This window comes from Pseudomonas sp. CM27 (assembly GCF_013179515.1).
In the GTDB taxonomy this organism is placed as follows: domain Bacteria; phylum Pseudomonadota; class Gammaproteobacteria; order Pseudomonadales; family Pseudomonadaceae; genus Aquipseudomonas.
Genome location: NZ_JABMCN010000175.1, coordinates 1 through 12,498 on the forward strand (window position 1 = coordinate 1; position 12,498 = coordinate 12,498).

Annotated in this window: 13 protein-coding genes and 2 tRNA genes; 5 read left to right on the forward strand and 10 right to left on the reverse strand. The window is 62.1% G+C overall.

Features of this window, described 5'->3' with window-relative positions; genetic code table 11:
- Positions 1 to 51 precede the first annotated feature (51 nt).
- The 3 genes from HP547_RS20135 to HP547_RS20145 all read right to left on the reverse strand — a co-directional run bounded on the left by HP547_RS20135 (position 52) and on the right by HP547_RS20145 (position 1,076).
- Positions 52 to 621, reverse strand: coding sequence for an SPOR domain-containing protein (locus HP547_RS20135; protein ID WP_172230717.1), 570 nt, complete (start codon positions 619 to 621; stop codon positions 52 to 54).
- A 131-nt stretch (positions 622 to 752) separates the two neighbouring features.
- Positions 753 to 829, reverse strand: a tRNA-Val gene (locus tag HP547_RS20140).
- Between the two features lie 170 nt (positions 830 to 999).
- Positions 1,000 to 1,076 (reverse strand) — tRNA-Val (locus HP547_RS20145).
- Between the two features lie 203 nt (positions 1,077 to 1,279).
- Between HP547_RS20145 and HP547_RS20150 the strand changes: the two genes are divergently transcribed.
- A complete protein-coding gene (locus tag HP547_RS20150; protein WP_172287248.1) occupies positions 1,280 to 2,563 on the forward strand; it encodes an FAD-binding oxidoreductase in 1,284 nt (427 codons plus the stop codon).
- 166 nt (positions 2,564 to 2,729) lie between these two features.
- On the opposite strand, the gene HP547_RS20155 is transcribed toward HP547_RS20150, so the two are convergent.
- Positions 2,730 to 3,473, reverse strand: coding sequence for a peptidase C39 family protein (locus HP547_RS20155; protein ID WP_172287249.1), 744 nt, complete (start codon positions 3,471 to 3,473; stop codon positions 2,730 to 2,732).
- 167 nt (positions 3,474 to 3,640) lie between these two features.
- On the opposite strand from HP547_RS20155, the gene HP547_RS20160 reads away from it, so the two are divergent.
- Complete coding sequence (locus tag HP547_RS20160; protein ID WP_172232841.1) at positions 3,641 to 3,814, forward strand: hypothetical protein; 174 nt, start codon at positions 3,641 to 3,643, stop codon at positions 3,812 to 3,814.
- Between the two features lie 53 nt (positions 3,815 to 3,867).
- Here the strand turns inward: HP547_RS20160 and HP547_RS20165 are convergent, their stop codons facing one another.
- Positions 3,868 to 4,620 carry a TerC family protein gene (locus tag HP547_RS20165; RefSeq protein WP_172287250.1) on the reverse strand — a complete coding sequence of 251 codons (753 nt, stop codon included), beginning with the start codon at positions 4,618 to 4,620 and terminating at the stop codon, positions 3,868 to 3,870.
- A 28-nt stretch (positions 4,621 to 4,648) separates the two neighbouring features.
- The gene (locus tag HP547_RS20170) at positions 4,649 to 4,891 is read right to left on the reverse strand and encodes a hypothetical protein (RefSeq protein WP_172231028.1); all 243 of its coding nucleotides are present in this window, start codon (positions 4,889 to 4,891) and stop codon (positions 4,649 to 4,651) included.
- A 135-nt stretch (positions 4,892 to 5,026) separates the two neighbouring features.
- Between HP547_RS20170 and nhaR the strand changes: the two genes are divergently transcribed.
- The 3 genes from nhaR (at position 5,027) to HP547_RS20185 (ending at position 8,053) form a co-directional block, all read left to right on the forward strand.
- Positions 5,027 to 5,920: a transcriptional activator NhaR gene (gene nhaR / locus HP547_RS20175; protein ID WP_172231025.1), complete on the forward strand. Its 894-nt coding sequence runs from the start codon at positions 5,027 to 5,029 to the stop codon at positions 5,918 to 5,920.
- 95 nt (positions 5,921 to 6,015) lie between these two features.
- A complete protein-coding gene (gene sstT / locus HP547_RS20180) occupies positions 6,016 to 7,227 on the forward strand; it encodes a serine/threonine transporter SstT (protein WP_172231022.1) in 1,212 nt (403 codons plus the stop codon).
- Between the two features lie 178 nt (positions 7,228 to 7,405).
- Complete coding sequence (locus tag HP547_RS20185; RefSeq protein WP_172287251.1) at positions 7,406 to 8,053, forward strand: YceH family protein; 648 nt, start codon at positions 7,406 to 7,408, stop codon at positions 8,051 to 8,053.
- A 4-nt stretch (positions 8,054 to 8,057) separates the two neighbouring features.
- Here the strand turns inward: HP547_RS20185 and HP547_RS20190 are convergent, their stop codons facing one another.
- The 4 genes from HP547_RS20190 to gorA all read right to left on the reverse strand — a co-directional run bounded on the left by HP547_RS20190 (position 8,058) and on the right by gorA (position 12,321).
- The gene (locus tag HP547_RS20190; protein WP_172231016.1) at positions 8,058 to 8,246 is read right to left on the reverse strand and encodes a hypothetical protein; all 189 of its coding nucleotides are present in this window, start codon (positions 8,244 to 8,246) and stop codon (positions 8,058 to 8,060) included.
- A gap of 154 nt (positions 8,247 to 8,400) precedes the next feature.
- A complete protein-coding gene (gene ahpF / locus HP547_RS20195; protein WP_172287252.1) occupies positions 8,401 to 9,978 on the reverse strand; it encodes an alkyl hydroperoxide reductase subunit F in 1,578 nt (525 codons plus the stop codon).
- 127 nt (positions 9,979 to 10,105) lie between these two features.
- Positions 10,106 to 10,669, reverse strand: a complete 564-nt coding sequence (ahpC, locus tag HP547_RS20200) for an alkyl hydroperoxide reductase subunit C (RefSeq protein WP_004375926.1) — start codon at positions 10,667 to 10,669, stop codon at positions 10,106 to 10,108.
- Positions 10,670 to 10,965: 296 nt separating this feature from the next.
- On the reverse strand, positions 10,966 to 12,321 hold the full coding sequence (gene gorA, locus HP547_RS20205; RefSeq protein WP_172287253.1) for a glutathione-disulfide reductase: 1,356 nt from the start codon (positions 12,319 to 12,321) through the stop codon (positions 10,966 to 10,968).
- Positions 12,322 to 12,498: the final 177 nt, after the last annotated feature.

The following is a 12,498-nucleotide window of genomic DNA, read 5'->3' on the forward strand; positions in this document are numbered from 1 at the left end:
CGCCGTCGCATTAGCGGGTGAACCTGCAGACTATCTACATTGATCGTGAAATCAGCGTGCCACGCCGTGCTGGATGACCACCGAGTCGGTGCCCAGTTTGGCCATTACCTCGTCCCTGCGCGCCTGCGCTTCTTCGCGGGTAGGGAATGGCCCCATCAGCACCACCGGCTTGCCGTTGCGGTACTCAACCGAGGACGGGATGCCCTTTTCGATCAGGCGTGCGGTCATGTCGCTGAGTGCGCCCATGTTGGCGCCCTGGACCACTTCTACATCCCAGCCTTGCGGGGCCGGCTGGTCAGCCAGCGCGTCGGCGCGCCGCTGCAGGTCGGCACCACCGCAGATCTCGCGAATGCGCAAGTTATTGCCGCTGTCGTCGACAATGATGTCGTACTGGCCATCGCGTTTGATCGCCACGTAGCTGCGGTAGGCCTCGTACTGCCCGGCATCATCCTTGCCGCGGACCTGGCCGCAGATGGTGCCCTGGGTATCGATGCGTACGTTGCCGAACTTGGCCGTCTTGGGGTTGTGCAGGTGTTCGGCCACCTGCTTGTGTACGCCTTCGACCTCGTTCTCACAGCCCGCCAGGGCGAGCACTGCCATTACCACAGCCAGTTTGCGCACGCGTGTACCTCCAGATTCGAAGGGGCGGATTCTAGCATGCAGGCAGTGCCGGAAACCGCGACCAAAGGTTACACGCTGCTACGAGCGCACATGCAAAAAGGGCGATCATTTCTGATCGCCCTTTTCGGATTTGGTAGGCACAATTGGACTCGAACCAACGACCCCCACCATGTCAAGGTGGTGCTCTAACCAACTGAGCTATGTGCCTGTCGTGTGGTGCGCATATTAGTGATCGAATGCGTACCTGTAAAGCTTTTTTTTCAGAAAAATCAAAAACTTTCGACTGCCAGCGCATCACCCTTCAATCGCAGTCGCATTGCCCGATAAACGGGACAATGAAAAAAGGGATGACCCTTGCGGATCACCCCTTCTTCGATTTGGTAGGCACAATTGGACTCGAACCAACGACCCCCACCATGTCAAGGTGGTGCTCTAACCAACTGAGCTATGTGCCTGTCGTGTGGTGCGCATTCTACTGATTCCAAAAACCCTGTCAACACTTTTTTTCGAGCTAACCTACTGAATCTTAACCTCTTTATATAAAGGTACTGCCCCGGGGCCGAGTAAAGGATTTTCAACGGACGACTAGCGGGTGTTTATTATTATTGATAGCATCGGTACATTCGTTAAAAATATAAAACACAGAGGTTCCTGCAGCATGGCTAACACCCCCTACCCCCAGTCCTACTACGCCGCCTCGGCCAACCCGGTGCCGCCACGTCCGGCGCTGCAGGGTGAGGTGGAAACCGATGTCTGTATCATCGGTGCCGGCTACACCGGCCTGTCCAGCGCGCTGTTCCTGCTGGAAAACGGCTTCAAGGTGAGCATTGTCGAAGCGGCCAAGGTGGGCTTTGGCGCATCCGGCCGCAACGGCGGCCAGATCGTCAACAGCTACAGCCGCGACATCGACGTCATCGAACGCACCGTCGGCCCCCAGCAGGCTCAACTGCTGGGCCACATGGCTTTCGAAGGCGGGCGCATCATTCGTGAGCGCGTGGCCAAGTACAACATTCAGTGCGACCTGAAAGACGGTGGCGTATTCGCCGCGATCACCAGCAAGCAGATGGGCCACCTGGAGTCGCAAAAACGCCTGTGGGAACGCTTTGGCCATAATCAGCTGGAGCTGATGGACCAGAAGCGCATCCGCGAAGTGGTTGCCTGCGACAGCTACATCGGTGGCATGCTCGACATGAGCGGCGGCCACATCCACCCGCTCAACCTGGCACTGGGCGAAGCCGCTGCGGTCGAGTCGCTGGGCGGCATCATCTATGAGCAAACCCCGGCCATTCGTATCGAGCGCGGTGCCAACCCGGTCGTACACACCCCGCAGGGCAAGGTCCGCGCCAAGTTCATCATTGTCGCCGGCAACGCCTACCTGGGCAACCTGGTACCCGAGCTGGCCGCCAAGTCGATGCCATGCGGCACCCAGGTGATCACCACCGAGCCACTGGGCGAGGAACTGGCGCGCACGCTGCTGCCACAGGACTACTGCGTCGAGGACTGCAACTACCTGCTCGACTACTACCGCCTGACCAGCGACAAGCGCCTGATCTTCGGCGGTGGCGTGGTATACGGCGCGCGTGACCCGGCCAACATCGAGGCGATCATCCGTCCGAAGATGATCAAGGCGTTCCCGCAGCTGAAGAACGTGAAAATCGACTACGCCTGGACCGGTAACTTCTTGCTGACGCTATCGCGCCTGCCGCAGGTCGGCCGTATCGGCGACAATATCTACTATTCCCAGGGCTGCTCGGGCCACGGCGTCACCTACACCCACCTGGCGGGCAAGGTGCTGGCCGAGGCTCTGCGTGGCCAGGCCGAGCGTTTCGATGCCTTCGCCGGCCTGCCGCACTACCCGTTCCCGGGTGGCCAGATGCTGCGCGTACCGTTCAGCGCCATCGGTGCCTGGTACTACAGCCTGCGCGATCGCCTGGGCTTCTGATGCAGGCAGGCCGGTAGCGGCTAATGCCGTGAAAAGGCTAATGGGGCTGCTGCGCAGCCCGTCGCCGGCAAGCCATGCTCCCACAGGTACGGAGCATGGCTTGAATGCGATGGGCTGCAAAGCGGCCGCAATTGCTTGACTGACTGGCGTACCGGCAGCGGCACACTTATTTGTTCAGGCTGTTCACGGCCTGCTTTGCCGCAATCTCCTGCCCCGCCCGCGCCAGCTCATCCGCAGCCTGCAACCAACGCTGGCGGTCGACCTGGGCCGGCAACTGGCGCGGTGGCTGCACCAGCACCGCCCAACTTCCCTGCTCGGCCCACGCCGAGACAAAATCATCGAACGCCATCACCTGCCGCCGGTGCATGCCCGAGCGCAATAGCACCCGCTGCTTGTAGCGGTCATAACCGATCAGCACGGCATAGCGTGGCTCGCTCCACCAGGCCGAACCGTCCTCATAACGCAGCAACACCGGGTTGCCCGCCGCTACCTGGGTCAACAGCGCGTCCAGCTGCTTGTCCAACGGGTACACCACCATGCCGTAGTCCCGCGCCACGCGGGGGATGCCGCTGTCCAGTGTTTCGGCGCCCTGGGGCAGGTTCAGCGGTTTGTCCAGCAGCCCGGGGGTGATCGGCGCGCCCTGTTGCGACAGCACCGCCGCCAGGGCCATGGCGCCGCTGTGGTTGGCGTTGCCACGGTAGAAGGGCACGCTGCTGATCTCGACCCGTTGCGGAAGGCCCTTCAGATTGCCGGGAGGCGTGCCGGCACAGCCAGCCAGGGTTACCGCAATCAGGCACGCCAGCAGCAACCGCCGCGAGCCAGTGAATGGCGACTTGCAGGAAACGTGCTCCATGGACACTCGCTTGTTCCAACGCCAGGCAGGCAGCGCCCGGCTCTGGGCACCGATCATAGGTCCCACGACGGCGCGGGTATAGTCCGACAGCCGCTTGAAGCGAATCGGACCAAAGCGCAGGGCTTTATTCGATGGAACGTCACACGGGCCGAGCTAGACTAAAGCTGTGTCTGGAACGCGAGCGCTGGCATCCCCGAGCGCTTGCTGTAGAGATGGAGGCACAGATGAGCCTGACCTTGGCAATCCTCATGCTGGTGGGTATGTGGCTGAGCGTCGCAGCCGCCATGTTGTGGGGTGTACTGCGTATCGTGCGGCGTCATGCCCACCACCTGCCACCCCAAACCCCGGCCAAGCCGCAAACCGTGCGCCGCACGGGGCGGCATGCCGGAGTGCACTGATCTGAGCATTACCCGAGGCCCGCAAACGGGGCGCAACGCGCCCCGTTTTCACATCAACCTTCCGCCGCCTCGCGCTTCATGCGCGCCCGGCGGGCGAAGATGTTGAGCATCTCGATCACCGTCGAGAACGCCATGGCCGCATACACATAACCTTTCGGTACATGGGCGCCAAAGCCTTCGGCGATCAGGGTCATGCCGATCATGATCAGGAAGCCCAGCGCCAGCATGACCACGGTCGGGTTGTCGTTGATGAAGTTGGCAAGCGGGTCGGCAGCCACCATCATCACGATGACCGCAGTAATCACGGCGATGATCATGATCGGCAGGTGCTCGGTCATGCCCACGGCGGTGATGATGCTGTCGACCGAGAAGACAATGTCCAGCAGCAGGATCTGGAAGATTGCCGCAGCAAAGCCCAGGGTAACTGTCGAACCCACCTTGGCTTCTTCCTTGGCGCCATGCGGGTCGACGTTTTCGTGAATCTCCTTGGTTGCCTTCCACAGCAGGAACAGGCCACCAGCAATCAGGATCACGTCCTTCCACGAGAACGCATTGCCGAACACCTCGAACACCGGGTCGGTCAGCTGCACGATCCAGGCCACCGTGCTGAGCAAGGCCAGGCGCATCACCAGGGCCATGCTGATACCGATACGCCGTGCCTTGGAGCGGTACTCCACCGGCAGCTTGTTGGTCAGGATGGAGATGAAGATCAGGTTGTCGATGCCCAGTACGACTTCCATGGCTACCAGCGTAGCCAGGGCGACCCAGGCGGTAGGGCTAGCGGCGAGTTCCAGCAAGTATTCCATTGTTCAAGTCCTGCAGCGGCGGTTGGGGTCAGATTTCCTGGGTGTCTTGTTTTTTGTTTTCGGCGTCCTTGGGCTTCTGCCCTTCAGTGCCGATAGCCTCGTTCAACGCTTGCTGGGCGGCCTTGTTGGTGTCATCGATGGCCTGTTTGGCCGACTGCGCCGCCTGGTCGAGCATCTGCTGGGCAGATTTCTCGGCCTGGTCGCAACCGGCCAGGGTGAACAGGGCCAAGGCTAGCACCAGCGGCGTGCCGATGGATTTGAATTGCAGCATGGGTTCCTCGCTTGTCGATATTCCGGCGGCGCACAGGGCGCCTGATGGTGGAGAATTCTAGCCAACGCAATACATCAGGAAAATTCGTATTTTCAGCGGTTATACTTCGGCTTTTACGAATCGGGAAAAGCTCCGATGCTCAACTATCGGCAGTTGCACTATTTCTGGGCGGTGGCCAAGACCGGCAGCGTCGCCCGCGCCAGCGAACAACTGAACCTGACCCCGCAAACCATCAGCGGGCAGATCAGCCTGTTCGAACACACCTACGGCCTGGACCTGTTCCAGCGCGTGGGCCGGCAACTGGAACTGACCGAAACCGGGCGCCAGACGCTGATCTATGCCGAGCAGATGTTCCAGCTGGGCAGCGAACTGGAGGCCATGCTGCGGGCTGGCCCACAAGAGCAGATACTGTTCCGGGTGGGGGTGGCTGACGTGGTGCCCAAGTCCATCGTCTATCGCCTGCTGGCCCCGACCATGGAACTGGACGACGTGCTGCGCATCAACTGCCGCGAAGACAAGCTCGAACGGTTGCTGGGTGACCTGGCGATCCAGCGGCTGGACCTGGTTATCTCCGACAGCCCCATGCCCAGCCACCTGGACATTAAGGGCTACAGCCAGAAGCTGGGCGAGTGCGGGCTGAGCTTCTTCGCCACGCCCGCGCTGGCACAGCGTCATGCCGGCGCCTTCCCTGCCTGCTTGCAGGACGCACCACTGCTCATCCCTGGCCAGGAAACCGTGGTGCGCAGCCGCCTGCTGCGCTGGCTGGGCGAGCAGCAGGTGCAGCCCAGGATTGTCGGCGAGTTCGATGACAGCGCCTTGATGCAGGCATTCGGGCAGTCGGGCAGCGGTATATTCGTGGCACCCAGCGTGATTGCCGATGAAGTGTGCCGCCAGTATGGGGTGCAACTGGTCGGGCAGACCGACGCCGTGCACGAGTCGTTCTATGCCATTTCGGTGGAGCGCAAGGTCAAGCACCCGGGCATCGTGGCGATTACCGAGGGGGCGCGGCGGGAGCTGTTTCATTGGTAGCCATCAGGGGCCGTTGATGGAGAAGTGGCCGGAACAGCCCTACAGAGGTCTATGGTAAAGTCCTGCCCTTTCCGGATTCCGAGACCTCGCTGCACATGACCCCTGTCCTCCACCTTCTCAATCGCGTCAGCCTGGTGACCCAGATCGTCATCGGCCTGCTCGCCGGTATTGTCCTGGCCCTGCTTGCGCCCGCCGTCGCCAACGACCTGGGCTTCCTCGGCAAAGTGTTCGTCAGCGCGCTCAAGGCGGTGGCGCCCGTCCTGGTGTTCATCCTGGTGATGGCCTCGATTGCCAACCATCGCCATGGCCAGGAAACCCATATCCGTCCGATCCTCTGGCTGTACCTGCTGGGCACCTTCGCGGCGGCAGTGGTAGCGGTGGTTGCCAGCATGCTGTTTCCGTCGACCCTGGCGCTGAGCGCCGGCGATGCCTCGTTGAGCGCCCCCGGGGGCATTGCCGAGGTGCTGCAGAACCTGGTGTTGAGCGCCGTCGACAACCCGATCAATGCGCTGATGAACGCCAACTTCATCGGCATCCTGACCTGGGCCATCGGCCTGGGCGTGGCCCTGCGCCATGCTGGCGAAACCACCCGTACCGTGGTCGAGGACCTGTCCAATGGCGTGACGTTGATCGTGCGCGTGGTCATCCGCTTCGCACCGCTGGGCATCTTCGGCCTGGTCAGCTCCACCCTGGCCCAGTCGGGCCTGGACGCCCTGCTCGGCTACCTGCACCTGCTGGCGGTGCTGATTGGCTGCATGCTGTTCGTGGCGCTGGTAATGAACCCGCTGATCGTGTTCTGCAAAATCCGCCGCAACCCCTACCCGCTGACCCTGCTGTGCCTGCGTGAAAGCGGCATCACCGCATTCTTCACCCGCAGCTCGGCGGCCAACATCCCGGTCAACCTGGCGCTGTCGCAGCGTCTTGGGCTGCATGAAGATACCTACTCGGTGTCGATCCCACTGGGCGCGACCATCAACATGGCCGGTGCGGCGATCACCATTACCGTGCTGACCCTGGCGGCCGTGCATACCCTGGGCATTCCGGTGGACATGCCGACTGCGGTGCTGCTCAGCGTGGTGGCGGCGGTGTGCGCCTGCGGCGCCTCGGGTGTGGCCGGTGGCTCGCTGCTGCTGATTCCACTGGCCTGCAGCCTGTTTGGTATCCCCAGCGAGGTTGCCATGCAGGTGGTGGCAGTAGGTTTCATCATCGGCGTGCTGCAGGATTCGGCCGAAACGGCGCTGAATTCTTCGACTGATGTGCTGTTTACCGCGGCGGCGTGCCAAGCCGAAGTACAGCGTAACGCTTGAGATTGCCGGGGCCGCGTTGCGGCCCTTTCGCTGGCAAGCCAGCTCCCACATGGATCGTATCGCCCTCAGCTCGTATGCAGTCCTGTGGGGGCTGGCTTGCCGGCGATGATGCCAGTGATTGCTTAAGCCTGGCGCTTTACCTAGGCTAGTGGCCTTTCCCCAGTAATGAGACAGGGCCATGTCAGAACACGAAACCGCAGGTGAAGGCCGCTTCAGCAGCATCGAGATCCGGGTCCTTGGCTCACTGATCGAAAAGCAGGCCACCAGCCCGGAAAGCTACCCGCTGACCCTCAACGCCCTGCTTTTGGCCTGCAACCAGAAGACCAGCCGCGAGCCGGTGATGAACCTTACCCAAGGTCAGGTCGGCCAGGCCCTGCGCGCCCTTGAAGGCCAGGGCATGACCCGTCTGCAGATGGGCAGCCGCGCCGACCGCTGGGAACACCGGGTGGACAAAGCGCTGGAACTGGTGCCGGCGCAGCTGATACTGATGGGCCTGATGTTCCTGCGTGGGCCGCAAACCCTCAACGAACTGCTCACCCGCAGCAACCGCCTGCACGAATTCGATGACACCGAACAGATCCAGCACCAGCTGGAGCGCCTGATCTCACGCGACCTTGCCGTGCACCTGCCACGCCAGGCAGGCCAGCGCGAAGACCGCTACACCCATGCCCTGGGCGACCCGGCGGAAATCGAGGCGATTCTGGCCGCGCGCCAGCACGAAGGCAGTGCACGCAGCAGCGCTGGCACTGTGGCGGAGGAGCGGATCGAAGCCCTTGAGGCGCGCATCGCAGCCCTCGAAGCACGCCTGACCGAACTGGGCGGCTGAGCGATCAGGGTTCGGGGTCGGGGAAGTTGCGACAACTCTTGCGCTCGGCCAGCTCCCGGTCACTGGGGCGCTGGTCGACGAACACGGTGCGGCCGTCGGCGTAGATCTCGAGGTAGCCCCAGTGCAGGTCCTGCTCTCGCTGGCCGGGCTTTGGAGGGACTAGCCACCAGGGTTCGCGGCTGATCAGGGTCATGGGTGTGATTCCTGAGGGGTCTGCACTAATCATAGACACCCTCAGCCTTCGAAGGCCCTCTCGCCGGCAAGCCAGCTCCCACAAGTGCACCACAGATCTGAATTCTGCGATCACCTGTGGGAGCTGGCTTGCCGGCGAGAGGGCCAGTGCAGGCTTACGCCGGCGCCGACGTCCGGATCAGGTGATCGAAAGCCGCCAGCGAAGCCTTGGCCCCCTCACCCACCGCAATCACAATCTGCTTGTACGGCACAGTGGTCACGTCACCTGCCGCAAACACACCCGGAATACTGGTCTGGCCCTTGGCATCGACGATGATCTCGCCACGCGGCGATAGCTCGACGGTACCCTTCAGCCAATCGGTATTCGGCAGCAAGCCGATCTGTACGAAAATGCCTTCCAGCGCCACCTCGTGTTGTTGATCGGTGGTGCGATCCTTGTAGCGCAGGCCGGTCACTTTCTCACCATTGCCCAACACCTCGCTGGTCAGCGCACTGGTGATCACCTTCACGTTCGGCAGGCTGTGCAACTTGCGTTGCAAGACCGCATCGGCACGCAGCTGGCTATCGAACTCGATCAGCGTCACTTGGGCGACGATACCAGCCAGGTCGATGGCCGCTTCCACACCCGAGTTACCGCCACCAATCACGGCCACACGCTTACCCTTGAACAGCGGGCCGTCACAGTGCGGGCAGTAGGCCACGCCGCGGCCGCGGTACTCCTGCTCACCGGGCACGTTCATTTCCCGCCAGCGCGCGCCAGTGGCCAGGATCACGGTCTTGGCCCTGAGCGCAGCGCCGCCAGCCAGGCGCACTTCGTGCAGCCCGCCGTCTGTAGCCGGGATCAACGCTTCGCCGCGCTGCAAGTTCATGATGTCCACGTCGTACTGCTTGACGTGCTCTTCCAGCGCCGTGGCCAGCTTCGGCCCTTCGGTTTCCTGCACCGAAATGAAGTTCTCGATGGCCAGGGTATCGAGTACCTGGCCGCCGAAGCGTTCGGCGGCAACCCCGGTACGGATGCCTTTACGTGCGGCGTAGATGGCAGCTGCCGCGCCCGCTGGGCCACCGCCGACCACCAGCACGTCGAACGCGTCCTTGGCGTTGATTTTCTCGGCCTGGCGAGCCCCGGCACTGGTGTCGATCTTGCCGAGGATTTCTTCCAGGCCCATGCGGCCCTGGCCGAATACTTCGCCATTCAGGTAGATGCTCGGCACCGCCATGATCTTGCGCGATTCCACTTCTGCCTGGAACAGCGCACCGTCGATGGCCACGTGGCGCACGTTGGGGTTGAGCACGGCCATCAGGTTCAGCGCCTGGACCACGTCCGGGCAGTTCTGGCACGACAGCGAGAAGTAGGTTTCGAAGTTGAATTCGCCTTCCAGCGCCTGGATCTGCTCGATCACTTCGGCGCTGGCCTTGGACGGGTGGCCGCCGACTTGCAGCAGCGCCAGCACCAGCGAGGTGAATTCGTGGCCCATGGGGATGCCGGCGAAGCGCAGGCTGATGCTTCTGCCATCAAGGGCAGCACCCGGGCGGCTCAGCGAGAACGAGGGACGACGGGCGTCGGTGCCGTCCGCGCTGAAGGTAATCAGGCTAGACAGGCTGGCAATTTCCACCAGCAGGTCATGCAATTCGCGGGACTTCGCGCCGTCGTCGAGGGAGGCAACGATCTCGATCGGCTGGGTGACCCGCTCCAGGTAGGTTTTCAGTTGCGATTTAAGCGTGGCGTCCAACATACGGGGCGATTCCTTTTTTCAAAACTCGGATACAAAAACGCCCAGGCGAGTTCGCCCGGGCGTTTTTACGGGGCGGGAGAAACTTCAGCTTTGGCGGCTGGCTACCGCCCGCGACTGGCACATGGCCTTAGATCTTGCCGACCAGGTCCAGCGATGGCGCCAGGGTGGCTTCGCCTTCTTTCCACTTGGCCGGGCACACTTCGCCTGGGTGAGCGGCAACGTACTGGGCAGCCTTCACTTTGCGCAGCAGCTCGGCAGCATCGCGGCCTACACCACCGTCGTTCAGTTCGACGATCTTGATCTGGCCTTCCGGGTTGATCACGAAGGTACCGCGATCGGCCAGGCCGGCTTCTTCGATCAGCACGTCGAAGTTGCGCGAGATAACGTGGGTCGGGTCACCGATCAGCGGGTACTGGATCTTGCCGATGGTGTCCGAAGTGTCGTGCCAGGCTTTGTGGGTGAAGTGGGTGTCGGTGGACACGCCGTAGATTTCCACGCCCAGCTTCTGGAACTCGGCGTAGTTGTCGGCAAGGTCACCCAGTTCGGTCGGGCAGACGAAGGTGAAGTCGGCCGGGTAGAAGAACACGACGGACCACTTGCCTTTCAGGTCGGCTTCGCTGACCTGAACGAACTCGCCCTTGTGGTAGGCGGTGGCGTTGAACGGTTTGACCTGGCTGTTGATGATTGGCATGAGAGACGCTCCTTCATGGGGTTGGAATCAGTTGATGGAAAGAATCCTAACCGTTCATCCCGTTCAAGGCTCATTGGCAAAGCTCATGCTTGTGATTGGTTTTGGCTATAACCGGGGTTTATTAATAGAAGGGAATGGGCTGAGCAAAGGATTGCGCAGGCTCCATGGCCGGACATCGCTCGGGCAGGATCAGCCTTGTGCTGCGAAAAGGCCGGCATGGCAACAGACCACCTGCTCCCCTGTCGGCCTCTTCGCAGCACAAGGCTGCTCCTGCAGCATGAATCTGCGCCGGGTGATCAGCGGGTCACGGTGCGCATGGTTACGAACTCTTCTGCCGCCGTCGGGTGCACGCCGATGGTTTCGTCGAACTGCTGCTTGGTCGCCCCCGCCTTCAGGGCAATGCCCAGGCCCTGGATGATCTCGCCGGCATCGGGGCCAACCATGTGGCAACCCAGCACCTTGTCGGTCTCGGCATCGACCACCAGCTTCATCAGGGTTTTTTCCTGAATGTCTGTCAGGGTCAGCTTCATGGCGCGGAAGCGACTCTCGAACACCTGCACCTTGTGGCCAGCGTCCAGCGCCTGCTCCTCGGTCAGGCCCACGGTACCGATTGGCGGCTGGCTGAACACTGCGGTGGGGATGTTCTGGTAGTCCACCGGGCGATATTGCTCCGGCTTGAACAGGCGCCGCGCCACAGCCATGCCTTCGGCGAGGGCTACCGGGGTAAGCTGCACACGGCCGATCACATCGCCAATGGCAAGGATCGACGGCGCGGTGGTCTGGTACTGCTCATCGACGCGGATGAAACCGCGCGCATCCAGCTCGACGCCGGTGTTTTCCAGGCCCAGGTTGTCCAGCATCGGGCGCCGGCCTGTGGCGTAGAACACACAGTCGGCCAGCAGCTCGCGACCATCCTTGAGGGTGGCCTTGAGGCTGCCGTCCTCAAGCTTGTCGATGCGCTGGATGTCCGCATTGAACTGCAGGTCGAGGCCGCGCTTTTCCAGCTCTTCCTTGAGGTGCGTGCGCACCGAACCGTCAAACCCACGCAGGAACAGGTCGCCACGGTACAACAGCGTGGTAGCAGCCCCCAGGCCCTGGAAGATCCCGGCGAACTCGACGGCGATGTAGCCGCCACCCACCACCAGCACCCGGCGTGGCAACGCCTTGAGGTAGAAGGCTTCGTTGGAGGTGATGGCCAGTTCCTTGCCCGGAATGTCCGGCACCTGCGGCCAGCCACCGGTGGCAATCAGGATGTGTTCGGCGGTGTAGCACTTGCCGTCGACTTCGACTTCATTGGCACCGGTCATGCGCGCATGGCCCTGCAGCAGGGTCACCCCGCTGTTGACCAGCAAGTTGCGGTAGATGCCGTTGAGGCGCTCGATTTCGCGGTTCTTGTTCGCAATCAGCGTGCCCCAGTCGAAATGCCCTTCTTCGAGGGTCCAGCCAAAACCTGCGGCTTGCTCCAGCTCGTCGGCGACGTGCGCGCCGTACACCAGCAGCTTTTTCGGCACGCACCCGACGTTGACGCAGGTGCCACCAAGGTAGCGACTTTCAGCCACCGCCACTTTTGCGCCAAAGCCCGCAGCAAAGCGCGCCGCGCGCACACCGCCGGACCCGGCGCCAATCACGAACAGATCAAAATCGTAGGCCATGTATTCAGTCTCCTAGGCAGGCGCCCAGCATAACGCCGTTGGTCGCCGCAATCGAGTAGGAGGCGGGCTCACACCCGCCGTCCTCTCACACCACCGTGCGTACGGTTCCGTACACGGCGGTTCAAGCTATGCGGCTAAGCCGGTTGATCGTATCCAGTATCGAGACCAGTCCGAGTC